28 protein-coding genes and 1 pseudogene are annotated in these 24158 nt (G+C 68.3%); 7 read left to right on the forward strand and 22 right to left on the reverse strand.

What is annotated here, in order from left to right:
* Window positions 1-19 precede the first annotated feature (19 nt).
* The 9 genes from C8E83_RS09690 to C8E83_RS09730 all read right to left on the reverse strand — a co-directional run bounded on the left by C8E83_RS09690 (window position 20) and on the right by C8E83_RS09730 (window position 7200).
* Window positions 20-427: a hypothetical protein gene (locus C8E83_RS09690; RefSeq protein ID WP_121369702.1), complete on the reverse strand. Its 408-nt coding sequence runs from the start codon at window positions 425-427 to the stop codon at window positions 20-22.
* 82 nt (window positions 428-509) lie between these two features.
* Window positions 510-1385 carry a sugar phosphate isomerase/epimerase family protein gene (locus tag C8E83_RS09695; RefSeq protein ID WP_170159906.1) on the reverse strand — a complete coding sequence of 292 codons (876 nt, stop codon included), beginning with the start codon at window positions 1383-1385 and terminating at the stop codon, window positions 510-512.
* Between the two features lie 2 nt (window positions 1386-1387).
* On the reverse strand, window positions 1388-2419 hold the full coding sequence (locus C8E83_RS09700) for an aldo/keto reductase (RefSeq protein WP_121369704.1): 1032 nt from the start codon (window positions 2417-2419) through the stop codon (window positions 1388-1390).
* A gap of 39 nt (window positions 2420-2458) precedes the next feature.
* Window positions 2459-3199, reverse strand: coding sequence for a PIG-L deacetylase family protein (locus C8E83_RS09705; RefSeq protein WP_170159907.1), 741 nt, complete (start codon window positions 3197-3199; stop codon window positions 2459-2461).
* Entirely contained in the window at window positions 3196-4200 is a 1005-nt protein-coding gene (locus C8E83_RS09710) for an acyl-CoA/acyl-ACP dehydrogenase (protein WP_121369706.1), read from the reverse strand. Before C8E83_RS09710 ends, C8E83_RS09705 begins: the two co-directional genes overlap by 4 nt.
* A complete protein-coding gene (locus tag C8E83_RS09715) occupies window positions 4200-4964 on the reverse strand; it encodes a glycosyltransferase family 2 protein (protein ID WP_245981565.1) in 765 nt (254 codons plus the stop codon). The genes C8E83_RS09710 and C8E83_RS09715 overlap by 1 nt, the downstream gene beginning before the upstream one ends.
* Window positions 4961-5572 carry a class I SAM-dependent methyltransferase gene (locus C8E83_RS09720; protein ID WP_121369708.1) on the reverse strand — a complete coding sequence of 204 codons (612 nt, stop codon included), beginning with the start codon at window positions 5570-5572 and terminating at the stop codon, window positions 4961-4963. Before C8E83_RS09720 ends, C8E83_RS09715 begins: the two co-directional genes overlap by 4 nt.
* Window positions 5569-6744, reverse strand: coding sequence for an alcohol dehydrogenase catalytic domain-containing protein (locus tag C8E83_RS09725; protein WP_121369709.1), 1176 nt, complete (start codon window positions 6742-6744; stop codon window positions 5569-5571). The genes C8E83_RS09720 and C8E83_RS09725 overlap by 4 nt, the downstream gene beginning before the upstream one ends.
* A 48-nt stretch (window positions 6745-6792) precedes the next feature.
* A complete protein-coding gene (locus C8E83_RS09730; protein WP_245981568.1) occupies window positions 6793-7200 on the reverse strand; it encodes an SRPBCC family protein in 408 nt (135 codons plus the stop codon).
* Between the two features lie 672 nt (window positions 7201-7872).
* Here C8E83_RS09730 and C8E83_RS09735 point away from each other — a divergent pair.
* The gene (locus C8E83_RS09735; protein WP_121369710.1) at window positions 7873-8139 is read left to right on the forward strand and encodes a DUF7218 family protein; all 267 of its coding nucleotides are present in this window, start codon (window positions 7873-7875) and stop codon (window positions 8137-8139) included.
* Window positions 8140-8357: 218 nt separating this feature from the next.
* Complete coding sequence (locus C8E83_RS09740) at window positions 8358-9920, forward strand: MFS transporter (protein ID WP_121369711.1); 1563 nt, start codon at window positions 8358-8360, stop codon at window positions 9918-9920.
* A gap of 3 nt (window positions 9921-9923) precedes the next feature.
* Here C8E83_RS09740 and C8E83_RS09745 read toward each other — a convergent pair whose 3' ends face one another.
* The 9 genes from C8E83_RS09745 to C8E83_RS09785 form a co-directional block, all read right to left on the reverse strand.
* Window positions 9924-10385 carry a hypothetical protein gene (locus C8E83_RS09745; protein WP_121369712.1) on the reverse strand — a complete coding sequence of 154 codons (462 nt, stop codon included), beginning with the start codon at window positions 10383-10385 and terminating at the stop codon, window positions 9924-9926.
* A gap of 22 nt (window positions 10386-10407) precedes the next feature.
* A complete protein-coding gene (locus C8E83_RS09750; protein ID WP_121369713.1) occupies window positions 10408-10638 on the reverse strand; it encodes a DUF3072 domain-containing protein in 231 nt (76 codons plus the stop codon).
* A gap of 73 nt (window positions 10639-10711) precedes the next feature.
* Window positions 10712-10891, reverse strand: coding sequence for a hypothetical protein (locus C8E83_RS09755; RefSeq protein WP_121369714.1), 180 nt, complete (start codon window positions 10889-10891; stop codon window positions 10712-10714).
* A 43-nt stretch (window positions 10892-10934) separates the two neighbouring features.
* Window positions 10935-11120, reverse strand: a complete 186-nt coding sequence (locus C8E83_RS09760; protein WP_121369715.1) for a hypothetical protein — start codon at window positions 11118-11120, stop codon at window positions 10935-10937.
* 380 nt (window positions 11121-11500) lie between these two features.
* Complete coding sequence (locus C8E83_RS09765; protein ID WP_211331683.1) at window positions 11501-12628, reverse strand: enolase C-terminal domain-like protein; 1128 nt, start codon at window positions 12626-12628, stop codon at window positions 11501-11503.
* 12 nt (window positions 12629-12640) lie between these two features.
* Window positions 12641-14485 (reverse strand): thiamine pyrophosphate-requiring protein, encoded by a 1845-nt coding sequence (locus C8E83_RS09770; RefSeq protein WP_121369717.1) that lies wholly within the window; start codon window positions 14483-14485, stop codon window positions 12641-12643.
* 32 nt (window positions 14486-14517) lie between these two features.
* The gene (locus C8E83_RS09775) at window positions 14518-16158 is read right to left on the reverse strand and encodes a GMC family oxidoreductase (protein WP_121369718.1); all 1641 of its coding nucleotides are present in this window, start codon (window positions 16156-16158) and stop codon (window positions 14518-14520) included.
* Window positions 16155-16835, reverse strand: a complete 681-nt coding sequence (locus C8E83_RS09780) for a gluconate 2-dehydrogenase subunit 3 family protein (protein ID WP_245981569.1) — start codon at window positions 16833-16835, stop codon at window positions 16155-16157. The genes C8E83_RS09775 and C8E83_RS09780 overlap by 4 nt, the downstream gene beginning before the upstream one ends.
* Window positions 16832-17284 (reverse strand): hypothetical protein, encoded by a 453-nt coding sequence (locus tag C8E83_RS09785; protein WP_121369720.1) that lies wholly within the window; start codon window positions 17282-17284, stop codon window positions 16832-16834. Before C8E83_RS09785 ends, C8E83_RS09780 begins: the two co-directional genes overlap by 4 nt.
* A 72-nt stretch (window positions 17285-17356) precedes the next feature.
* Between C8E83_RS09785 and C8E83_RS09790 the strand changes: the two genes are divergently transcribed.
* Entirely contained in the window at window positions 17357-17866 is a 510-nt protein-coding gene (locus C8E83_RS09790; RefSeq protein WP_121369721.1) for a DUF6328 family protein, read from the forward strand.
* 16 nt (window positions 17867-17882) lie between these two features.
* Here C8E83_RS09790 and C8E83_RS09795 read toward each other — a convergent pair whose 3' ends face one another.
* Genes C8E83_RS09795 through C8E83_RS09805 form a run of 3 tightly spaced genes read right to left on the reverse strand, consistent with a single transcriptional unit; the run spans window position 17883 to window position 20219 of the window.
* Window positions 17883-18221 (reverse strand): DUF3140 domain-containing protein, encoded by a 339-nt coding sequence (locus C8E83_RS09795; RefSeq protein ID WP_121369722.1) that lies wholly within the window; start codon window positions 18219-18221, stop codon window positions 17883-17885.
* Window positions 18214-19575: a hypothetical protein gene (locus tag C8E83_RS09800; protein ID WP_121369723.1), complete on the reverse strand. Its 1362-nt coding sequence runs from the start codon at window positions 19573-19575 to the stop codon at window positions 18214-18216. Before C8E83_RS09800 ends, C8E83_RS09795 begins: the two co-directional genes overlap by 8 nt.
* The gene (locus C8E83_RS09805; protein ID WP_121369724.1) at window positions 19572-20219 is read right to left on the reverse strand and encodes a hypothetical protein; all 648 of its coding nucleotides are present in this window, start codon (window positions 20217-20219) and stop codon (window positions 19572-19574) included. Before C8E83_RS09805 ends, C8E83_RS09800 begins: the two co-directional genes overlap by 4 nt.
* Window positions 20220-20327: 108 nt before the next feature.
* Here C8E83_RS09805 and C8E83_RS09810 point away from each other — a divergent pair, with 108 nt between their 5' ends.
* The 4 genes and pseudogenes from C8E83_RS09810 to C8E83_RS09825 all read left to right on the forward strand — a co-directional run bounded on the left by C8E83_RS09810 (window position 20328) and on the right by C8E83_RS09825 (window position 23432).
* Window positions 20328-21179, forward strand: a complete 852-nt coding sequence (locus tag C8E83_RS09810) for an alpha/beta fold hydrolase (protein WP_121369725.1) — start codon at window positions 20328-20330, stop codon at window positions 21177-21179.
* Window positions 21176-21646, forward strand: coding sequence for a VOC family protein (locus tag C8E83_RS09815; RefSeq protein ID WP_121369726.1), 471 nt, complete (start codon window positions 21176-21178; stop codon window positions 21644-21646). The genes C8E83_RS09810 and C8E83_RS09815 overlap by 4 nt, the downstream gene beginning before the upstream one ends.
* A pseudogene (locus C8E83_RS09820) lies at window positions 21643-22551 on the forward strand (SDR family oxidoreductase). Before C8E83_RS09815 ends, C8E83_RS09820 begins: the two are co-directional and overlap by 4 nt.
* Entirely contained in the window at window positions 22548-23432 is an 885-nt protein-coding gene (locus C8E83_RS09825) for a DUF1206 domain-containing protein (protein ID WP_121369727.1), read from the forward strand. Before C8E83_RS09820 ends, C8E83_RS09825 begins: the two are co-directional and overlap by 4 nt.
* A 15-nt stretch (window positions 23433-23447) precedes the next feature.
* On the opposite strand, the gene C8E83_RS09830 is transcribed toward C8E83_RS09825, so the two are convergent.
* A complete protein-coding gene (locus tag C8E83_RS09830) occupies window positions 23448-24155 on the reverse strand; it encodes a hypothetical protein (RefSeq protein WP_121369728.1) in 708 nt (235 codons plus the stop codon).
* Window positions 24156-24158 lie beyond the last annotated feature (3 nt).

Genomic DNA, 24158 nt, shown 5'->3' on the forward strand with positions numbered 1-24158 from the left:
GCGCTGCGGCAGGCCTGTCTCAGCGGCGGCGGAAGTAAGCGTTCGCGCCGCCCACGAACATGAGGATGGTGGCGACGACGACCGCGACTCCGCCGATCCAGCCGAAGGCGTTGCCACCGGAGAGCGCTCCCACCCCTGCGACGCCGATCACCTGGAGGATGGCGACGATCAGGAGCACGATGCGCGCCCAGTTGCGGCCGTCGCGCATCCGGAAGACGATGATCACTTCGACGACAGCGAGGATGAACGCGAAGATGGCGGTCCCGACCAACGGCGCGGTTCCCACGCTCTGAGCGGTCGATGCGCTCGAGTTGCCGCTGACGAGACTCACGATCCCTTGCAGGATGTTGACCAGGACGACGACGAGCCAGATGATGAACGAGACCGTGACGGTGGTCGGACGGCCGGATGAGCTGGTGGTGGACACTGTGACTCCCTTTCGATGCGCCGGGTGGCGCCTGTGACTGGAATCTAGTCACCTTCGAGTTTCCTGTACCCCGAGAGGTGCTTCAGGGCGAGCCGGTCTCGGCGCCGAGCACGCGGGTCGCCGCCGTGAAGGCCCGCTGCAGCACGACCGGGACCGGCAGGGCCCGGAGCACGTCGGACATGACCTCGACACCCCACGCGCCCGTCCAGCCCGTGCCGCGCACGGCTGACACGAACGCGGAGACGTCGAATGCGCCGTCACCGGGCAGAAGCCTCCGGTCGAACGTGTCGCCGAAGAACGATCCGATCGCCGTGGCGGCGCCGTCGGAGATTTCGACCGCCGTGATGGCCGACGCCGCAATTCCGGTGATTACGTCGTAAGGCGTACCGCTCCGCACGAAGTGCCAGGGGTCGAGCATCAGCCCGACGTGAGGATCGGCCAGGGCGACGACCGCCGGCAGCACGTCGTCGACGAGGTCGAGGCCGGAGCCGGCACCCGTCTCGACCGCCAGGCGCGTGCCCGCCTCCCTAGCCTCGGTGCCGAGCCTGCCGAGCTCGTCAATGAGACGACCGGACGCGTGATCGTCACCGGGCTGCCCCGAGCCCAGCTTCATGGGGTGCGCGCCCAGGGCGGTCGCCGCGTCGAGGAGCCGACGCCTCCGGGGATCCGAGTCGGCACGCCGGTCGCCGTCGAGCCACCAGTCATTCAGGAACTCCACCTCGACGTGGGTCAGACCGTGATCGGCGATCAGCGTGCGCGCCGACGAGAGGCCGCGAGACCTCCGCACCGACTCGAGGTCGGCCAGCTCGAGGCCGATGCCCGTGAACCCGGCCTCCGCCACGGCCGCGACCCGGTCTTCGAAGGCGACCGGGCTCTCGTCCGGAGTGAGTCCCGGGCGGACGTCACCGGCCGAGGTCCAGCAGGTCGCCAGGAGCTCGGTCGTCGGGGTGTCCCCCACCGTCAGCGACCACCCGCGATGTTGCGGTTGCGCTGGGCGACTCCCGCCGTGCCGTAGGGATAATCGTCGATGCGGGGTGCGCTGGCCTCCCCGAGCCGGTCGAGCTCGTCGGCGGTCAGCTCCACCGACGACGCGCCGAGGTTGTCGACCAGCTGCTCGACGGTGCGGGCGCCCAGGATCACGCTGGTGACCGCCGGCTGGGCCAGGAGCCACGCGATCGCCACCTGCGAGGCCGTCGCCTCGTGATCGTGCGCGGTGCCCTCGACTGCGTCGAGCACGGCCCAGGTGCGGGGGTCGGCGTTGCGGGCCTCCCACGCCTCCATGCCGCGCGACGGGTTTTCACCGAGCCGCGAGGCACCTGTCGGCGACTCGTCTCGCCTGTACTTGCCGGTCAGCCAGCCGCCGCCGAGCGGCGACCAGGGCAGCAGGCCGACGTGCGCGTCGAGGGCGGCCGGCACCACCTCGTGCTCGATGTCGCGCACCAGCAGGCTGTACTGCGGCTGGAGGGTCACCGGCGGTTGCAGGTGCAGGGCCCTGGCCCGATGCACGGCCTTCGTCAGATGCCAGCCGAGGTAGTTCGAGAAGCCGTAGTAGCCGATCTTGCCCGCCGTGACCGCGTCGTCGAGAAAGGTCAGCGTCTCGTCGAGGGGCGTGATGGCGTCCCACGCGTGCATCTGGTAGAGGTCGATGTGCTCGACCCCGAGCCGGTCGAGGGATGCGTCGAGGGCCGTGCGGAGGTGACGCCTCGACAGGCCCAGGTCGTTGGGCCCGTCGCCCATGGGGAAGCGCCCCTTGGTGGCGACGACCACCTGCGCGGCCTCGGCCGGGTGGTCGGCCAGCCAGTGGCCGATGATCGTCTCCGAGACGCCCGATGAGTAGACGTCGGCCGTGTCGATGAAGGTGCCGCCGTGCTCGACGAACGTGTCGAGGATGCGGTGGCTCGTGGTCTCGTCGGCCTCTACGCCGAAGGTCATGGTTCCGAGTGTCAGCTCCGACACGATCGCGCCGGAGTTACCGAGGGTTCTGTAGTCCATGCGGTGGACGCTACGCCCGGGCACGATCGAGAGCTTCCATCAGGCGCGCTCGACGACGAACAGCTCGTGGTTGCGCCGGAAGTGCTCGAGGAACCTCTCGTGCAGGATGGGCCGCTCCCCCGACGTCTGAGAGTCGTAGCGGCCGAGAGCCGCGGCCTTCGCGGCCTGCGCGGAGCCCGAGAGCCCGAACGTGCCGAGGCTCGTCCACGGCACCTCAGGCCTCTCGGGAGCGCCCCAGTGCCAGAGCCAGATGGGGTACGCCCACACGGTCCACGCGCGGCGGGCGGCGAGGTCGTCGACGATCTCGCCGACCACCCGGTGGTCGCGGTGCCCGTCCCCGCGCCACGGTGCGACGACCACGGCTCGGGCCGGCGCGACGTCACTCGCCAGCAGGGTGTCGAGAGCGTCGGAGACGGCGGCGCGCTCCTCGCGGACGCCCCCGTCGGCGAAGCCCAGCAGCCGCACGTCGTCGACGCCCAGCAGCGCGAGAGCCGCCCGGGCCTCGTCGGCCCGCTCCCGGGCGAGAGCGTCACGCCGGTCCGGCCCCGCCGTGGGATCGGCCGCGGCCCCGTCGGTGACGATGGCGACCGAGACCTCGAGGCCTCGTGCGACGGCGGCCGCGAGGAGTCCCCCGGCGCCGAGCGTCTCGTCGTCGGGGTGGGCGGCGACGACCACGAGACGGTCGAAGCCGGAGAGCCCGAGCCGGGGAAGTCGTGACCACCTCGGATCGTCCGCCCACTCCGACGCGGCCGTGCCCGGGTCGTCGGAGTCGAAGATCACCACTCGACGCCGTAGTCGCGCACGCTCCGCCCGAGCGACACGTCGTCGCGCTCGCCATGATGCTGACGCAGGTACACCTCGAGGTCGGCCGCCCGCTTCGCGTGCTCGCGGTCTCGCACGAGGGGCTCGGGGCCGAGGGCGTGGCCGACGTGCAGGAGCACGTCTTCGGCGCACCGGGCCACGGTGGCCCGCACCCGCTTGCCGACGAGGACGGCGTCGTGGCCGGAGTCGACGACGGCGGCGGCCCCGGCCAGGGCGGAGCGCGCCTCGGTCAGCCGGGCGTCGACGATGCCGAGGTGCATGAGCACGATCGCGTCGTCGTGCCGGGAGGGTCGCCGAGACGCGTCGAGGAGGGCTCGTCCCAGCCCGACGGCACCTCCGAACCAGCACGCTGCGACGCTGATGCCGCCCCACGTGAATCCCGGCCGCCGGAGGTACCACCCGGTCTCGCCCACGGGGAACGCGCGGGCGCCGGAGAACTCGACGGAGCCGCTGGGGATCTCCTGGAGCCCGCGTGCGTGCCAGGGCTCCGACGAGACCCTGACCGATGCCTGACCGAGTCGCACCCGGAAGAGCCGGCGTTCCGACTCGTCTACCCAGGCGGTCACGAGCGCGTCCGACAGCACGCTCGCCAGCGAGCACCACGGCTTGACGCCCCGGAGCTCCCAGCCCCGCGGCCCCTCCACCGCCTCGAGGCGCGCACCTGGGCCCTCGGCGGCGAAGACGCCCCAGGTGCCGCCGCGGATCTGCGACGAGTCGGCCTGGTCGAGGATGGTGAGCGCGTCGACGTGCGGCTCGATGGCCCGGGCGACGCCGAGGTCGTGCGCTCCGAGCGTGGCGAGGGCCTCCCAGACGTCCAGGCTGCCGCCCAGTCCGACGAAGGGGCGGAGGGGCCCGAGAGCCTTGCCGAGGTCGAGGGCGTCGTCGACGGTCTCGGGCAGCGCGTCCAGCGCCCGGGCCGTCACCGGTCCGGGCTCACCGGGGGCGAGCGCGACGCGCATCACGGCGCAGCCTGTGGTTCGAGACCGGGCTCCCGGCTGTCCGACAGCGCCTCGACGAGGTGAGCAGCGTATCCCCCCGGCGTCCGGCCCACGGGCCGACCTGAGGTCACGACCTCCGCGACGTCGGAAGCGACGATCACAGCGCCGCGCTCGCGGAGGCGCGCGACGAGCAGGTTGTCCTCGTGCTCGGCCACGGGGTCGAAGCCCGACACCGCCTCGTACGCGCTCGCCCGCACTCCGAGATTCGCGCCGTGCACGTGACCGTTGGGTCTGCCGCGCTCATGCGTCGCGGTCCACCGAGCCCACTGGTCGGCGGTCAGGTCGGCAGGATCCGGCCGCACGGTACCGACCATCACGTCGGCCCCGGCGTCGGCCAGCTCGACCTGGTGTGTCAGCCACAGCGCCGGGACGACGGAGTCGGCGTCGGTGTTGGCGATCCACGCCGACCGCAGCGCCGGCCCGTCGCCGCTCGACAGAGACCGGCGGATGCCTATGCCGCGCGCCACGCCCACGCGGCCCACGCGCACGACGGCCAGGTCGACGCCGCGATCCCCGTACGAGCGCACGATCTCCTCGGTCGCATCCGCGCAGGCATCGGCCACCACCACAATCGTCACGTCGACGGCGGGGTGGGTGACGGCGACCTCGGCACGCGCCGCGATCAGCGAGTCGAGGCACGGGCAGATGAGTGCGGCCTCGTCGCGAGCCGGAACGACGACCGCGACCGACTGGATCTTGCCGTCCATCTGGGAGTCTCCGGTCACACGATGCCTGTTCTGCGCGCGACGGAACGGTCGTCGACACCGAAGACGTCGAGCACGAAGTCAGCCTCCTCGTGATGCACCAGCCGACTCAGCATCGACTCGAAGGCGATGAGGCGGTGCACGGCGTCGCCGGTCTGCACGAAGTCGGGCTCGTCGCGCCGCCAATGACAGGCGAGCAGCACGCCGGTCGGGGCGAGCTGCTCCTCGATGCGCGAGACGAGGTCGGAGAGCCGGTCTCGGCTCAGGTAGTAGGCCACCTCGGAGAGCACGATGAGGTCCCAGGGGCCGGGCGGCAGGCCCTCGCCGACATCGACGCGGGCGACCTCGACGTGGGTGAGCGGGGCGAGCCGCTCCCGGGCGCGAGACAGAGCACTCTCGGCCACGTCGACGGCTAGCACCCGGTCAACTCGGCGAGCCAGCTCCTCGGTGAGCACCCCGATCGAGCAACCGACCTCGAGCACCTGGCCGTAGTGCTCGTCGGGGAGCGAAGCGAGGGTGATGGCGCGCTTGCGGATCTCGTACCACCGCGAGGTCACGCTCCACGGGTCGTCATGGAGGGCGTGCTCCTGCTCGAAGTGCTCGTGAAGCCCCGCCGCCGAAGGGCTCACGGCTTAAAGACGACCTTGATGCAGCCGTCCTCCTTCTTCTTGAAGATCTCGTACATCTCGGGCGCGCGATCGAGCGCGACGGGATGGGTGACGAGGTCTTCCGTGCCGAGCGGGTCGGCGGGATCTTCTACGAGGGGCAGGAGGGTCTCGGTCCATTTCTGCACGTTGCACTGCCCCATGCGGATCGTGACCTGCTTGTCGAAGAGGTTGAGGAACGGCGTCGGGTCGGCCGTGCCGCCGTAGACGCCGCTCAGCGAGACGGTGCCGCCGCGCCGCACGATGTCGAAGGCGAGGTGCATGGCCGACAGGCTGTCGATGCCGGCCTTCTGCATGAGCGGCTGCGCGACGCGGTCGGGCAGGCGTGCCGCCGCCTTCTGGAAGAGGCCCACCGGGCCGTGGTCGTGGGCTTCCATGCCGACGGCGTCAACCACGGAGTCGGGGCCACGACCGTCGGTCAGCTTCGCGATCACGTCAGAGATGTCGTCGGTGAGGTCGAGCGTCTCGACGCCATGGCGCTCGGCCATCGCCCGACGCTCGGGCACCGGGTCGACGGCGATGACGCGGTAGCCGCGGTGCACGCCGATCCGCGAGGCGAACTGCCCCACCGGGCCGAGGCCCAGCACGACGAGCGTGCCACCCTCCGGCACCTCGGCGTAGTCGACGCCCTGCCAGGCGGTCGGCAGGATGTCGCTGAGGAAGAGATAGCGCTCGTCGGGCAGGTCGTCGCCGACCACGATGAGGTTCGCGTCGGCGCGCTTGATGCCGAGGTACTCGGCCTGGCCACCGGGAATCTGGCCGTACAGCTTCGTGTAGCCGTAGAGGGTGGCGCCCGAGTCGTACTCGGTCACCTGTGTGGTCTCGCACTGCGAGAACAGGCCGCGATCGCACATGAAGCAGTGCCCGCAGGCGATCACGAAGGGCACGACGACGCGGTCACCGACGTGGATGCGCTCGACGCCCGGCCCGACCTCGCTGACGACGCCCATCGTCTCGTGGCCGAGCACGTCGCCCTTGTCGAGGTAGGGACCGAAGACGTCGTAGAGGTGGAGGTCGCTGCCGCAGATGGCGGCGGAGGTGACACGGATCACGGCGTCGCCGGGCTCGACGATCGTGGGGTTCGGCACCTCTTCGACGCTGACGTTCTCGACGGACTGGTAAGTGAGAGCCTTCATGGTGACGGTCTACACACTCCGTGGTGTGCGGGGTACAGCGACTGGCGCTCAGCGGACCTCGGGTTGGTCGGAGGCGGCTCCGCCCTCGGCCAGCCACGCCAGGCGCTGCAACGCCTCCGTGTTGCGCACCTTGATCGCCACCGCCATGAGCGGCTCCGGCACGAGGGCGCCCGGACCCGACGACGCGTACTCGTCCATGCGGACGACGCTTCCGCTCCCCCGAGGCTGCGCGTCGATGATCACGTGCGCCTCCCCGATCGGCCAGCCGCGCGCGACGAACTCGGCGTGCCGGGGAGCGTCCCACGCGATCACCGACGTCGTGTCATCGATGACGGCGGGCCAGACGCCGAACGAGTGGTGGATCTGCGAGTCGGGCGCCGGCCACGCGGCGTCGACCTCGCGGATGCGCGACGCCCCGACGACCCAGCTCGGAAACAGCCAGCCGTAGGCCAGCACGCGGAAGACGGCCTCGGGTGAGGCCTCGATGTAGCGGTGGCGGACGGCTATGACGGTGCCTCTCAGTGGATGCGGGTGTTGCTGGTGATGGAAGTGGAGATCAGGAATCGATGCCGAGGTGCGGCAGCTCAGTGATGCCGAACTCGTGTCGGAGGGCGCTGCGGGCGGCGTACGCCCCGTTGTCAGGTGGCATCGTCGGGGCAAACCGGGAGAGGCACCTTTCCGAACCTCACGGGGTGCCCAGATCACCCGGTGGCGCCTTCTCACGCAGGCATGAGAAGGCGCCACGCTTTCCAGTCTTTCGCCGATCCCAAATCACGAAGGACATCCACCGGCGAAACCGCCCCACTACGTGAGAGGCCATTTGAGGTGCAGGTGCGGGCGGGCATGGGGGATGCGCGCCCGCACCCGGATGCGACCCAGGACGTGGGCCGACCTACCCGGCGATGCGGGTAAACGAACGGTATCGGGTCACCGTCCGGAACGCTCGGGGTTGACGCGCGTGCTCCCTCATGACGTAGGGACGTCGAACCCTACCCGGCCTCTCCCGCGCCATACACTGGGACCAGGCCGGGGAGCGACACCTGACTTCTGCTGCAAGATCTCCGCACCCTTAGGCCCATCTCATTGAGCTCATGCGCTGCGACAGCGGATCGGCGTAGGGTCCGGGCTATGCCAGGACGACAAATGAACGGGGTGAAGAATCCCGAGATGTATGAGGAACTCCGCAAAGAGGGCAACTCCAAGGAGAAGTCAGCCCGGATTTCAAACGCTGCCGCAAAGCGCGGGAAGTCCGCGGTCGGCAGGAAGGGAGGTGAGAGCGGCTCCTACGACGATTGGACGGTCGCCGACCTCCGGAAAAGTGCGAAGGAGCTTGGCCTCACCGGGTACTCAGACAAGCGGAAGAGTGAGTTGATCAAGGCGATCAGGAAGCACTGACCGACTCCCAAGTCGCCTCGTAATGCGGCATTTCTGGGCCTGTCTAGTCCTCTTCCAGACCCACTCTGGACAAGCACCGACCAGCGAACAGTGCTACGGCCGACCTTGGCCGACTCTGATCGGCGTTCCATCGGCCCGTAGAGCCCCGTCCACAGACGCGCTCAGTGGGGTACGCCCGGCTTCGCCACGTCAGGCCGTCGGGCATACCGTGTGACATCATGAGCCCCTCGCATGCCGATGAATCCCTGCCGGTTGATGCGATCCCGACGGGCGTCGACGGGCATCACGGTCGACACATCGTCGGTGAGCAGCCGCCTCGACCAGCAGCCGACCGTCAGCAGGCTACGGAGCGGAAGCACGACGGCGACGACCCGAACCGGTGGCGAGCCCTGGTCATCATCCTCATCGGCGGCGGGATCGTGCTCCTCGACGTCTCGATCGTTAACGTCGCTCTCGAGTCGATCTCGAAGGGGCTTCCCGGTGCCTCGGCGGAAGCGGTGCAGTGGGTGTTGTCGGGCTACGCCCTGTCGTTCGGGCTCCTGCTCGTGCCGGGTGGTCGGCTCGGGGACGTCACGGGGCGGCGGCGCATGTTCGTGCTCGGCATCGCCCTCTTCACGCTGGCGAGCGCTTTCTGCGGCTTCGCACCCAACGGTCTCTTCCTGGTCATCGCCCGTCTCGTCCAGGGGCTCGCGGGTGGCCTGCTCACCCCGCAGGTCACAGCGCTCATCCAGCAGCTGTTCCAGGGGCGCGAGCGGGGCACGGCGTTCGGCCTCTTCGGCGCGACGACGGGAATCGCGACGGCGATCGGGCCTCTAGCGGGCGGGGCGCTCATCGCGGCCTTCGGCGAGACCGAGGGCTGGCGATTCGTGTTCTACGTCAACCTGCCCATCGGCATCATCACGATCCTGCTCGCGTTCCGTCTCATACCGGCCGACAAGAAAGAGCGCGACAATAAGCGGCACGATTTCGATCCTTTTGGAATCGCTCTTCTCGGCGCGGCCGTGGTGGCTCTTCTGCTGCCGTTCGTGCAATCGCAGGAGTGGCCCGGCGCCGGCAAGTACTGGCTGGTCGTCGTGGCGGTTGTTTTCGCTGGGCTGTTCCTTCTCTGGGAGCGTCACTACGGTAAGACCCGCGAGGCCGTCGTCGACCTGACGCTGTTCACACGACGTTCGTTCTCGCTGGGGGTGCTCCTCGCGACCGCCTATTTCGGCGGCTTCACTCCGTTGTTCTTCGTGGTCACACTCGCCTTGCAGTCGGGCCTGAAGTACTCCGCGCTCCTTGCTGGTGTGTCGACGGTGTCGTTCGCCGTCGGCTCGGGCATCGCCGCGACGATCGGCGGCAGGATCGTGCACCGGTTCGGCCGGCAGCTCATCATCGTCGGCTGCATCCTCGTGCTGTGGGGCCTCGCGGGTGTCATTATCGTCGTCACCTACCACTACGGGCCCGACCTCGGCTGGTGGCTGATCGTCCCGTTGCTCGTGGGCGGAATCGGCTCCGGGCTGACGATCGCCCCGAATCAGACACTGACCCTGGCCGAAGTCCCCGTATCGCAAGGAGGCACGGCCGGGGGCCTGATCCAGGTCGGCGCCCGCGTCGGATCGGCGATCGGAATCGCGGCGGTCGGCAGCCTCTTCTACGGGACACTGGCGTCACAGCACGGCGATTACTCCAAGGCCCTGCCCCTCGGGCTCGGCGTCTCGCTCGGCTTCGTCGCGGCGGCGCTGGCCGCCGGCATCGTCGACAGCGTCATCGGACGGGTGCGAGACTCCCGCATCGAGTGAAAGTCACAGCTCGTCGTTCGGGCGAGCCTCGTGGTGGGCGCGACCGTGCGTTCGCCGCTCCTCCTTCATCTCCGCCTCGAAGAGGTGGCGGCGACCCCCGACCAGGTCATCGCGAGCCGTCTTTTCGAAGTCCTTGACCGTGGCGTAGTAGCCGTCGTCGTAGTCCTCGACGACCTGGAACGTCCATCGGCCGTGGATCACATTGCGGCCGATCACGCCGTTGCGAAGGCGGTCGGCCAGCTCCCGTTGCCCAGCCGCGTCGAACAGGTCGGCGGCCTCGCCGAGTGCGAGGTCCGCACGGCCCGTCAGTCGGTGGAATCCGTAAAGGAACCCTCGGGCCTGCTCGACGACCTCGAGAGCCTCGGAGAGTTTGCCGAGGGCCTCCACCGTTTCGTTCGTGACACCATCGGGCCTCGTATGTGCCGCATCCGGGCGGTCGTCTGAAGAGGGCAAGCCGTCTGCCATTACGACCGGCGGACGCTGAGGCTCATGCCCCGCGCCCGGTCTTCTGCTGGAGCCGCTCGATGTGCTCACTCGCTTCGGCCTTGGTCATGTCGGCGGGCAGCTCTTCGCGGGCGAGCGTGTCGAGGTAGCTCTTCTGGGCGGCCGTCCTGGGCTCGTCGCCGGTGACCCAGTCCTCGGGATCTTTTGAGGCCGGGTTCGCAGGATCAGGTGCGGGTCCGCCGAGTGTCTCGACAGAGAGTTCATCGTCGCTCATGCCGTCGAACCTACGCTCGGGCTCAGCGGTTCATCGCAGTCCACGGCCGGGCAGGGCGGCCATGAAACAGTCATCAGTCGTCGCCTGCGGGCGTCTTGCCCGTGTAGATCGAGCCGATGTCGCTCTCCGCGTCGTCGTCGGTCCCGGCGTCGTCGTCGGGCTGTCCGACGAGGTCGCCGGCAAGCCCGTTCGTCTGGTCGAATCCGGTGGCAGGTTCCTGCTCGTCGGGTGTGTTGTCGTTCGTGTCGCTCATGGTCGACTCCTTCGTCGGATGGTGTGCGTCCGTGTGTGGCGGTTCAGTTCTGCCCGCCGCCTTCGGTGTCGTCGGTCGTGTCGCGACCGGTGGGGACGTCGTCGCTGTGAACGTCTGTGTCCGTCTCGTTGCCGCCCTCCGATTCGACTTCTTCCGGGTCGGTGTCGGGCTGTTCGGGCTCGACGTCGGCGGTGGTCTCTTCGGCGGGGTCCGGCTGGCTGTACGTCATGCCCGGCAACGTACGCGGGATCGCGAGACGAGAAGCGGCCTTGTACCCCGAGAGGCCGTTCCACGCAGAGGGAATTCGCCCGGCAACCGCTTGTGAGCCGGTGCAGCCCATGCCTCCGCGTCGGCGATCGCCCTCGTTGCCTCCCCTGCGATCGCGTCGGTACCCTCAGACAATCGGCTCTGGTGTGGATTCGGGAAGGGGAAGGACATGGGGGCGTCTCGCGACCATCCGACGGTACAGAACGGCCTCATGCGCATCGTCGTGCCACGAGCCCGCGCTGCGCGCACTGTGCCACGGGACGACCCCATGGCGGGACTAAGCCTCGAGACAGATGAGTACGTCGCCGCACCGGATCGTGGTGTGTCGCTGTGGCGCCGCGATCACGACGAGCGCCACGAAGCGCGTGCGTAGCGGTCGACGTCGGCCCGCCGAATCGACATTCCATGTCCGGGCGCGGCGAGGTCTGCCAGGAGCCGACCGTCGACGAGTGCCGGCGTGCCGTCGAAGAACTCGCTCTCGATGAGGACGTGGTCGTGGAAGTACTCGACATGGACGACGTCGTCGAAGGCCGGGGCGAGGACCCCGTGCAGGGCGGGCGACGTGTGAGCGCTCAGCGGGACGCCGGCTTCTGCCGCCGCTTCGACGGCGAGCCCGAAACCTGTGACGCCGCCGCACCGTGTCGCGTCGGCCTGAAGGGTGTCGACGGCACCGGCATTGAGCATGGTGCGGAAGTACCAGGGCGTCCACCCGTATTCGCCGGCCGCCACGCGCATCCCGTCAGGAGCGGTCTCGCGCACGAGACGCAACCCGGGGAGGTCGTCGCTCGAGACCGGCTCCTCGAACCAGGTCACGTCGTGCTCGGCGAAACGGTGAGCGAGGTCGATGGCTTCGGAACGCTCGTAGGCGCCGTTCGCATCGACGAACAGGGCGATGTCGTCACCGATCGCCTGGCGAGCGAGGGCGACCCGCGCAGGATCCTGCTCGGGGTGAGTGCCGATCTTCATCTTGACCGCCCTGAGGCCCTCGTCGACCCACCGGCTGAGCTGACGTGACAGCTGGGCATCGGAGTAGTTGGTGAATCCACCGCTTCCAGAGGCCATGACTCCGTCATGCGGCTGACGGCCCGTGGCGCCCCGGGCGAGGAATGCGGTCAGCGCCTCGCCGGCGAGCCGAGCCCGCAGATCGTGCAGGGCGACATCGACGGCTGAGATGGCGGACGCGCTGACTCCGACCCAGCCGAGGTTGCGGACGACGGCACCCATGCGCCAGAAGGTCGCCGTCGGATCGTCGACGTGGGAGTCGAGCACGATGGGCGCGAGCAAGTCACGAATGAGCGGGACCGCCGCCGGTGATGTGTAGGCGTAGCCGAGGCCCGTCAGACCGCCGGCGTCGATCTCCACGACGATCACGTCGGTGCTCTTCCAGGTCAGCGTGCCGTCGCTTTCAGGCATCGCCTCGCCGTCGGTCGTGGTCGGGACCGTGTAGGCGTCGACCCGCAACCGAGTCACCGCCGGCATCGTTCAGTCGTCTTTCTCGTCGAGGTCTCGGTCGCCGCCGAGATGCAGGGCGCCCTTGACGCGGTCCAATCCCTCGGCTGCCATGGCCTTAGCCGAGTCCTTGATGACGTCGAGCTCGACTGGGTCGCCCTTGATGAGCGACTTGGCGGTGTTGAGCGCGTACTCGCGGGTGATGTGCGGAGGCAGTGGCGGCACGTTGCGGCTGACGTACGCGTCGATGACGGTTACGCCGTCGTGGGCGAATGCTGCGTCGAGGGCGGCGGCGACGGCGTCGTCGTCTTTCACGGCGATTCCTCGGAATCCTAGGAGTTCGGCGTAGCCGGCGTAGTCGACCGTCTCGACGTCCTGGGAACCGCGCCACATGGGGTTGCCGTCTTCGGTTCGCATCTCCCATGACACTTGCCCGAGGTCGTCGTTGTGCATGATGACGACGATGAGCTGCTTGTTCTTCCACCGCGACAGGTACTTCTTCACGGTGATGAGCTCGTTCATGCCGAGCATCTGGAAGGCGCCGTCGCCGATGGTGCAGACGACGGGACGGTCGGGGTAGGCAAACTTCGCGGCGGTGGCGTAGGGCATCGCGGCGAGCATGGTCGCGAGACGACCGGAGAGGTCGCCCATCATGCCGCGTCGGAGGCGGATGTGGTGCCCGTACCAGTCGGCGGTGGTTCCTGCGTCGCAGGTGACGATCGCGCCGTCGGGCAGACGGTCGTTGAGGCCGGCGAACACGCGGCGCGGGTTGACGCCGTCGTCGTAGGCGATGTCCGCCTGATCCTGCATCTCGGTCTCCCAGTCGGCCATGTCGGCGGCCGCCTTCTCCTGCCAGGAGCGGTCGTCGTGACGCTTCAGGAGTGGGATGACAGCGGTGAGGACGCTCTTGACGTCGCCCCACAGGTTGACCTCGGTGGGGTAGCGGATGCCGAGCTGCTCGGGTTTGAGGTCGACCTGCACGGCACGTGCCTGACCGGTCGCGGGCAGGAACTGCCCATAGGGGTAATTGGCGCCCAGGATGACGAGGGTGTCGCAGCCCTTCATCTGGTCGAGGCTCGGCTTCGAGCCGAGGAGACCTAGTTGCTGGGTGTGGTAGGCCACGTCGGAGGGCACGACCGCCTTGCCGCGGAGCGACGTGATGATCCCCGCACCGGCCAGGTCGGCGGCCTCGAGCACCTCGTCTGTCGCGCCGGTGGCGCCGTGGCCGACGAGGAACGTCACCTTCTGCCCGGCGTTGATGATCTCGGCCATCGCCTGGATCTCGGCGATCGGGGGCGTGATGGCGGTCGACGCGGCCACGGCGCTCGAGCGGGACACCCAGTTGGCGGGGGCCGGCTCCTGCCAGTCCATGGCCTGAACGTCGTGGGGCAGCACGATCACAGCCGGCTGCAGGCGCAGCTTCGCCGTGCGGAATGCCGTGTCGACGACGACCTGCGCCTGGTCGGGTGTCGTGATGGTCTCGACGTAGCAGGCGACGTCGGCGAAAGTCCGTTCGAGGTTCGACTCCTGCTGCACGAAGGTGCCGAGAGCCGCGAGGCCCTGCTGGCCGACGATGGCGACCACGGGCTGGTTGTCCATTTGGGCGTCGTAGAGGCCGTTAAGCATGTGAAACGCGCCCGGGCTCGAGGTGGCTACGCAGACGCCGACCTCGCCGGTGAACTTCGCGTGCGCCGTCGCCATGAGCGAGCAGATCTCTTCGTGGGTCGGGCGGATGTACTCCAGCCCGTCGCCGTCGCGATCGGTCTTGCCGAGCATCCCGTCGAACTCGCCGATGCCGTCACCGGGGAACCCGAACACGCGGGTGACGCCCCACTCTCGGATGCGCTGGATGATGAATTCACTGACGTTGATGGCCATGAGGTGTTCCTTTCTGTCGTGCGTGCGAGCGGTCAGCCGAAGGTCGGCCCGGCGGTCGCGAGGTGGTCGGCGACGCGTGCGGTGAGCGCCATGATCGTCAGGGCCGGGTTCGCGCTGCCCTGGGTGGGCAGCACGCTGCCGTCGGTGATGTAGAGATTCGGGACGGCGAACGTGCGACAGTTGCCGTCGACGACTCCGTGCTGCTCGTCTGAGGCCATGCGGGCGCCGCCGACCAGGTGCGCGTAGCGCTGGATCGTGATGGTCTCGTCGGCTCCGGCGGCCTCGAGAATCGTCTCCATCGTCTTCGTGGCGGCGTCCATCAACTGGCGGTCGTTGTCGCAGAGCGAGTACGCGAAGTGCGCCACGGGCGTTCCGGTTCGGTCGGTCTCGTCCGCCAGGGTCACCCGGTTGTCGGCCTGCGGAAGCAACTCGCACAGGCCACCCAGAGTCGCCCAGTGAACGTAGTCGGACATGTAGTTGCGGAAGTCGCGCCCCCAGTGGCCCTGGGCCATGACGTGCTCGGCCCAGGTGATCGGCATCGGCGAGATGTTCTGAATCGAGTAGCCGCGCTTGTACGGTTTCGACGGGTCGGTCTCGTAGAACTGCTCAGAGCTGACCTCGGGAGGCGGCGCCTTGAACATCCTGATCTCCGAGTCGAACCGTCCGGCCGTCTGGGGTGCACCCTGCACCATCAGGTACCGGCCGACCTGGTCGAAGTCGTTCGCCAGGCCTTCCGGGAATCGGGCCGACGTCGAGTTGAGCAGGAGCCGCGGAGTCTCGATCGAGTAACCAGCCACCGCGACCATCCGTGCTCGTTGGAACCGGCTGACGCCGTCCTTCACGTAGTGCACCCCGGTGGCCAAGCCCGTCCGCCCGTCGATCTCGACACGGGTGACGAGAGCGTCGGGGCGGATCTCGGCCCCGTGAGCGAGAGCGTCGGGCACGTGGGTGATGAGCGGAGACGCCTTGGCGTTGACCTTGCAGCCCTGAAGGCAGAATCCGCGGTAGATGCAGTGCGGGCGGTTGCCGAAGCGCCCGTTCGGGATCGCGACAGGACCGACGTGGGCTTCTATCCCTGCAGCAAGGGCACCGCGCTGGAAGATCTCGCCGTTTCCGCCGACCGGATGTGGACGGTGTGGATACGTGTGCGAGTCGCCCCACGGCCAGTCGTCGCCGGCGACGGGGAGCTCGGCCTCGATGTGCTCGTAGAACGGCTTGAGGTCGTCGTAGTCGATCGGCCAGTCGGCGCCGACACCGTCGCGGGTGAAGGTCTCGAAGTCGCTCGGGTGGAACCTCGGCGTGTAGCCGGCGTAGTGGACCATGGATCCGCCGACGCCGCGGCCCGAGTTGTTGGAGCCGAGCGGCACCGGATCGCTTCCGCCGATCTGGCGCGGCTCCGTCCAGTACAGCTTGTGGCTGCCGGCCTCGTCGCTGACCCAGTCCTTCTCCGGGTCCCAGAACGGGCCCGCGTCGAGGGCGACGACCTTCCAGCCGTGCCGTGCCATACGCTGCATGAGCGTGCCGCCGCCGGCCCCACAGCCGACGATCACCAGATCGACTTCGTCGTCGTCGTCGAATCGACGCATGTCGTGCCGGAGGCCGTGCCCGAGCGCTCCGTTTTTCTCGAGCAGCCAAGCCGACTCGTTGCGCGTGCGGATGTCGGCGTAGCTCATGAGCGGTCCTTCGCTCCGGCGCGGCCGGCCACCGGGTCGTCGTCCTGCCGCACGTCGTGGACCTCGAAGGGCTCGAGCCTGTCGACGCCAGGGTTCTTGTATCCGCGAGGGTAGGCGGGCCCGGAGAAGCCGATCTCGTTCCAGGCGTAGGGATGCGAGTAGAACGCCGTGGCGGCGTACCTCGACCAGAGATCCCACACCCGCTTGCGCGGCAGGTCGTGCCAGTGCTCGTCGGTCGAGTCCTTGATGGATGCTAGAAGCACTGTCTGGGTCTCCCAGTCGAGTTGCGCGACAGCGGCTCCGTGGACGGCTTGCGCGTCGTCGTCGAGCGCCGCGAGCGATCGCTGCCAGGCTGTGCCGTCGTCGGGCATGTCGTCGTAGTGCCAGCCGTCGGTCTCGTCCTCGGCGAGACGCGAATCGACCATCCGAGTCAGTTCGATGCGGGGCTCGCCGGGCGCCGGGCGCTGGTTCATGAGCTGGTCGAGGACGACCGTGGCCGCTGCCTCCTCGGCCGGTGTGAAGAACCGGATCGGCGGCAGGTCGTGCAACCGGTCGGTGACGGCGGCGCGCGTGGCGTCGTCCCAGTGCGAGGTCTGTCGCAGCACGTCGAAGCCGGGGAAGCGATGTCCGCCCTCCTCCGGCGGGAGGGGCAGAGTCGTCCCGGTCGATCGGCTCACGACTCGCGGCGGAGGACCGCGGCGAGCAGTCCCATCCCGCCGACCAGGGTCACCAGCAGCGGGGCGAGCAAAGGCGGCCCGACCTCCATGTTGTAACGGAAATTCTTCCATCCACCGGGCTTTTGACCGATGCCGCGGGCATGCAGGATCGTGCCCTGCAGCCCGTTGGCGACGACGACGATGCTCGTCGCCGGAAGGACCGTCTTGGCGAGTCGGTGACTGACGAAGCCGGCCACGCCGGACGCCGCGGCGATGGGGCCGACCACGATCGGCGTGTACATCCATCGATTGCCAAAACTCGCCTTGTCGTGCTCGAAGAAGATCTCGAGGGTGGTCACGACGGCACCCATGGCCGTCAGCGCCGACAGGGTCTGCTCGAACCGACCGTGACGGACGTCTTTCACGAGCCTGTCGACGCCGAGGGCGCTCCTGGTGATGCCATGTGCCATGCCTCCCGTGTACTCGGCATCCCATGACGCGGCTGGGCGTTTGTCACCCGTCGGCGTCGGTAGCATCTCGGCATGGCCGAGCAGCAGCACGCCCCGGACGCCGACGCCCTACCCGGCGACGGCCGCGACGAGACCGAGACCGAGCGTCTGGACCGCAACTTCTCCGAGATCCTGCAGGAGCTGAGGGTCACCCAGACCGGAACCCAGATCCTCACCGGATTCCTCCTGGCCGTGGCCTTTCAGAACAGGTTCACGTCGCTGAACGAATTCCAGGTGGACGTGTACCTGGTCCTCGTGATCCTCGCGGCCAGTGCGACTGCACTGGGTCTGGCCCCGGTGAGCCTGCATCGAATGCTGTTTCGTCGCGGCGAGAAGGATCGGATCGTCGCGATCTCCAGCGCGCTCCTCGACGTCATTCTGATCTGTGTCGCGGCCTGCATCACGGGCGTCGTCCTGCTTGTCTTCGACGTCGTCGCCTCGCTGACGGCGGGCATCGTCGCGTCCTCCTGCGTGCTGATCGGTCTCCTGGTGCTGTGGTACGTATTCCCACGCCGTGAGCGGCGTTCCCGTCGCAAGCCCTAGCCGTAGATGGGGACGGTCACTTCTTGTCGGGGTCGTTGCCCCAGTTCATGAGCGAGTACCGCCAGGGAATGTCGCTGGTGTCGCCCGAGGGCCGCTGCTTGGAATGCCGTGCGACGTAGCCCACGACCTTCCGCATGTGCGTGAAGTCACTGTTGGTCAGGTCGGCCTTCTTTGTGCGGAGGATCGCCACGATCCGGCGACCGCTCGCGTGACCGGTCGACTCGCCGCCGCCCTTCTTCTGGCCGACCTCCTTCGACTCGTCTGTGTCGAGCCATTTCTCGATCTCGGAGGGGCCCATGTTCACGGCGTCGTGGAAGTCCTTCCAGGTCGCATCGTCGTCGTGCTCGTCAGCCATCGTGGTTCCTTTCCGTTGTGACGAGGGTGCGACCCCGTTCACCGACGATGCTCCCGAGTGCGGCGGTCACCTCGTCGGGGGCGAGGGGTGCGTCGTCGAGTCGGGCTGTCGGCTCCTGCGAGAAGAAGTCGCGGTAGCGGCCCATGGCTCCGATGTCGTGCGGTGACGCGTCGGCACGCAGGGCCGGCAGGTGGGCGAAGGCGCCCTGGCCGAACGATTGGATGGTGGCGCGGACGTCGTCGGGCGTGACGCGTCTCGGGGACTCGGCACCGTGCTGGAAGAGGAACGCGTCGACCTCGTTGTAAGGCTCGCTGTTCTGCAGGTGGAAGCGCAGCGAATCGAGGGCGGATTCGACCGGGAAGAACGTCCAGAACGGGACCGCGCCGATACGCAGCGTCTCGCCCGGATCGCCGAGCACGAACGAGGGCACGACGAGGCGGTCCGCTTCGCCGCCTCGGAAGCGCGTCCAGTCGCGGATGATCTCTGCCACCGGGTGTGACGCCTCCTGCGGGCCGTCGACGACAATATCGACGAGTGTGTGCCCGTTGGCGGCGCACCAGTCGCGGACACCCTGCGAGAAGCCGGGGTCGGATCCCCACTCGGCCTCCGGGGACGTGTCGTCGGCTTGCGGCGCGTAGGGCATCGCCAGGTACTCGTCCGGCGTCACTCCGCCGCGGCCGCCGACCTGGAACGCGTGGCGGTCGCCGACGCGCGTGACGGGCCAGGTCGACTCGTCGTGGATCAGATAGACGGGTGCGTCGGGGGCCAGCGCGTCTCCGAGGAATCGTGCGTAGGCGTCGGGAAGGGTCGACCATTTGGTGCGGAAGTACGCCATGCGGGCGACCATCAGCTGATCCTGCGCGCTGTCGTGCATCTGGTGCAGGGTCACGTCGGGGTTCGAGCGCAGGAGCCGCGGGCCGACTTCCCGGCCGAAGTCGAGGGCGCGATCGGCCCGCTCGGCGTCACCGACGTGGTGCACGGGGATGAGGACGGTACCGGGCAGCCAAGGAGCACCCATGGCCGCCGCCAGATGGGTCAGGGCGCCGTTGCTCGAGCCGATGAACACGGCCGGGTAGAGGCCTCCGTCGTACGCGCCCGCGAAACTCGCCGCCACCCGAGACAGGTCGACGTCGGCGAGTGTCTCAGGGTCGATGCCTTCGGCTCCGCCGATGCGCGCGTAGATCGGCCCGAGCACCGACCACGGCAGGTGGCTCGCGATTCGAGCGGCGTCACCGGCGATCCGCGGGTTGCCGAGGTTCGGAAAAGCCCGCCCGGTGAGCGCTGCCACCGTGGAAGCGTGGAGGACGCTGGCCGAGTCGAAGGCCGCCACGACCTTCTCGGGATCGAGACTCACGATGGGACCTCCTCGGTCGTGATCAACCCTTCGACGAATCGGGCGAAGGCTTCCGAATCGTTGACCGGCCAGGAGTGCGCCTGCCTCGGGATCTGCACGAAGCGTCCGCCGAGGCTTCGTGCATAGCGCTCACCGCCGAGGGTGTCCCACTCGGGATGCGCGATGGTGAGAGGGCCGTCGAACCCTCGCAGGGACGCTTCGATCGGCGTGCGGGTCGCCGAGACGAGACCGCGCACGATCCGTGGGATTCCGCTGTGGGCCCAGTCCGGCAGATTCTGCGACAGTTCGGGGTCGCCCTTCTGCTTGCGCAGAAGCCAGGCTGCTGCCAAGCGGGTGGGGGTGCGCAACTCGGGCGCGACAGTGGGGCTGATCAGCAGGAGCCGGCGGATCCTGCGACCGGCCCCCGCGGCTGCGGCCGCTGCCTGTGTGCCGACCGACAGCCCGACGAGGAGGTCGACGTCGCGTGCACCGTCGTCGATCTCGGCACCGAGCAGGCGCCCGTAGTGGTCGAGCTGGACCGGCACACCGTGCCAGGTGGGAGCAGGAAGCAGATGGGCGTCGTGCCCGCGCGCCCGGAGCGCGGCGGCGGCGGGGGCGGCGTAGTGCCGGACGGCGAGCCCCGGGACGATGAGGATGAGCGCCATGGGCCCATCGTGCTCCTCGGGGTACAGCGCGACTGCGGGTACCCGACGGTCCACGAGGCGCCGGGCGTACGTTCGGCTCGTTCGCACCGAATCGGAAAGGGTCCACCCATGCCGTTCCTCACCGTTTCTCAGACCGGAAAACCTGAAGTCGAACTCCACTACGAGGACGTCGGTGACGGCAAGCCCGTCGTGCTCGTCCACGGGTGGCCTCTAAGCGGCCGCTCCTGGGAGGGGCAGGTCCCGGCACTCGTCGAGGCCGGATATCGCGTAGTGACCTATGACCGGCGCGGGTTCGGACAGTCGTCGCAGCCGTGGGAAGGCTACGACTACGACACCTTCGCGGCCGACCTCAGGGCGGTCATCGAGCACCTCGCCCTCTCGGACGTCACGCTGGTCGGCTTCTCGATGGGCGGCGGTGAACTGGCCCGTTACGTCTCGATCTACGGCACGGACCGGATCGCAAAACTCGTCTTCGCCAGCGCCGTGCCACCGTACCTCTACAAGGGCGATGACAATCCTGATGGCGGCGTGGACGACGACCTCGCGGCCTGGTTCCACAATGGCATCACGGGCGACCGCCCTGCTTTCCTGAAGCAGTTCATCACCATGTTCTTCACGGCGGGAGAGCCCTCGCTGCTCAACAAGCCACTCGTGAGCCACGAGCAGGCGGCGTACAACCTGGCGATCGCCGAGCTCGCGTCGCCCAAGGGCACCCTTGACTGCACGGTGGCGTTCGCCACGACCGATTTCCGTGAAGACCTTCCGAAGATCGACGTTCCGACGCTCGTGATCCACGGCGACTCCGACGGCATCGTCCCCTTCGAAGTCAGCGGCAAGAGGACTCATGAGGCCGTGGCGTCGGCTCAGCTGGTGCTCATCGAGGGCGGACCGCATGGCGTCACGGTCACGCACCGGGACGAGTGGAACCGACACCTTCTTGAGTTTCTCGGCCAGTCATGAGCGAGGCGACGAACCCGGCCGGTGATGTCGACCGGCCGATCGCCATACCGCACGGGTTCTCACACGTGAGACTCACGGTCACGGATATCCGGCGTAGCAAGGAGTTCTACACGCGCCTGTTCGGGCAGCGGCCGGGAAGCGACTTCAGCGATCAGATCGATGACTTGACGATTCACGATGACCCAGATCGCACCTACGGAGGCTGTTCTTTCACATTCAACGGGCAGACGCTGGGCTTGCGACCCGTCGCGCCGAGGACTGACACGTTCAACCCCGATCGGGTGGGCCTGGATCACGTCAGCTTCATGGTCGCATCGGTTGAAGACCTCCACGACGCTGCCGCACGACTCGAGGAGGCGGGCATCGAGCATGGCAAGGTGACCGACCTGCCCGCGTTCGGCATCGCCATCCTGCCTCTTCAGGACCCTGACGACATCAACCTCGAACTCGCGACACCTCTGCGATGAGCCACGCATCAGACGACCAGTACACGTTCGGTGATCCGACAAGCCGTTACCCGACCATTCGGCCCCGGTGCAGCAACAAGCCGAGCCCGGTCTGCAATCGGAGATGACGCCCGTTCCCGACCTCGGCGAGAGCTCGTATCGAGGAACGGGACGGTTGATGGGCCGTAAGGCTCTCATCACGGGAGCCGACTCGGGGATCGGTGCCGCTGTGGCTATCGCCTTCGCACGCGAAGGTGCCGATGTGGCCCTCTCATACCTGCCCTCGGAACAGGCCGACGCCGATCACGTCATCGAGCAGATCGAGGCAGCAGGATCGCAAGCAGTCGCTCTCCCTGGCGACCTCACCGACGCCGCGTTCTGCCGCGAACTCGTGGAACAGGCGGTGCAACGTCTAGGTGGGCTCGACGCGCTGGTGAACGTGGCCGGAAAACAGGTCTGGCAGCAGAAGATCGAGGACATCAGCGACGAGCAGTTCGACCTCACCTTCAAGACCAACGTTTACGCGCCGTTCTGGATCATCAAGGCCGCCTTGCCGTTCCTGCGGCCCGGCTCCACGATCGTCAACACGGCGTCCCTCGAGGCGTACCAGCCGGCGCCGGACCGACTCGACTACGCAACCACCAAGGGTGCGATCAACAACTTCTCGAAGGGGCTCGCGCAGCAGCTCATCGAACGCGGCATCCGGGTCAACGTGGTGGCGCCCGGCCCGACATGGTCGGTCCTCCAGGTGACAGGCGGCGTCGACCCTCAGTCGCTCCCGGAATTCGGGGCGAGCGAGTCGCCTATGGGACGCGCGGGTCAGCCCGCGGAGCTTGCCCCCGCCTACGTCTTCCTCACGAGCACCGAGTCGAGCTTCGTCGCGGGCGAGACGCTCAATTGTGAATGACGGGATGGTCACGCCGTGACGACTCCGTCGTCCGGGAGAGCGAGTGCCCGCCGCGCGTCCGCCGACGCCGCCGAGCGCGCGGGTGACGCCGCGAGCGATGCCGCCGAGCGCGCCGGTGACGCGACCACCAGACGGCCCTTCCGCGCGGCGGCTCGAAGCGGATTCGCGGTCAACGGACTCCTGCACGTGCTCATCGGCATCCTGGCGATCCGGATCGCGACCGGCAACGGCGCATCGGGGCAGGCCGACCAGTCGGGAGCGCTGCGTCAGATCGCCTCGGTGCCCGCGGGCGTGGTCGTGCTGTGGGTGCTGGTGGTCGGCCTCGTCGCACTCGCCGGCTGGCACGTCGTGCAGATCGTTCACTCCCGCGACCAGGAGCTTGATCACCCGTTTTGGCATCGGGTGACCCTCGCGTCGAAGGCCGTCGTCTTCCTCGCGATCGGCGTGACAGCCTTCACGTTCGCGCGCGGGGGCTCGACCGACTCGACGAAGTCGTCGAAGACCCTGAGCGCCAGGATTCTGGCCGCTCCGGGAGGCGAGCTCCTCCTGATCGTGATCGGCCTGGCGATCGTCGGCGTGGGCGTGTATTTCGTCGTGCGCGGAGTCACGGCCAAGTTCCGCAAAGAGCTCGACCTGCCGGGCGGGACGATCGGCAGCGCCGTGACCGTGCTCGGATTCGTCGGGTTCATCGCGAAAGGCGTGGCGCTCGCGGTCGTCGGAATCCTGTTCGTCATCGCGGCGTGGACGTTCGACCCGCAGAAGGCGACGGGTCTCGACGGTGCTCTCCAGTCGTTGGCGGGACTGCCGTTCGGCAGGGTGATCCTGTTCCTGGTCGGTGCCGGGGTGGTCTGCTACGGCCTCTACCTCGGCGCTCGAGCGCGGTGGGGAAAGCTGGAGTGACGCTCGCGCCGGCGGTCAGTGCAGCAGTGAGACGGCTCGGGCGATGACGAGGCCGAGCAGGATGAACCCGCTCGCCGACTCGAGCGCCATGAGTGCCTTGGCTCTCGTGGTCAGCGGCATGGTGTCCGTGGGGCTGAAGGCCATCGAGTTGGTGAGAGAGAAGTAGAAGTAGTCGAAGTACGACGCGACCCAGCCGGTCTTCTCCGACGAACCCGACGCGACCTCCTTGACGGCGTCGGCGTCGGCGTCTTCATCCTGCGGAAATCGGAAGTCCGCGTGCGGCAGGCTGCGCCGCTCGGCATGACGCCTCGTGACCGGACCGCCTCGGTCGAGCTCCCAGAAGATGAGCGCGTAGGCGATGATCTGGGTCAGCCACACCTGGAGCGCCGCGAGCAGGAGCCGAGGCCCATCTGTCGACGACCCGGTCACCAACTGCTGAATCAGCTCGACGAGGGCGAAGAGGTTCGCCGCGGCAAGTAGTCCGGCCTGGCCGGCTGAGAGGTACTTCGACCAGCGGGTCTCGCGATTCATCCGGCGCGGATTGAGGATCACCGCAGGGACGAGCATGACGAAGGCGATGCCGGCGACGACGTAGCGCAGCGGCGGGTAGAACGCCGACGGGAGTGTGACGTAGAGGGCGAGCGCAACGAGGATCGCGATGACGGCGGGGGCGCGGTGCTCGGCCTTCAGCTGCCGATGATGAACCGGTGGCGAGGTGGGCACGGT

The organism is Frondihabitans australicus, from assembly GCF_003634555.1.
GTDB lineage: Bacteria > Actinomycetota > Actinomycetes > Actinomycetales > Microbacteriaceae > Frondihabitans > Frondihabitans australicus.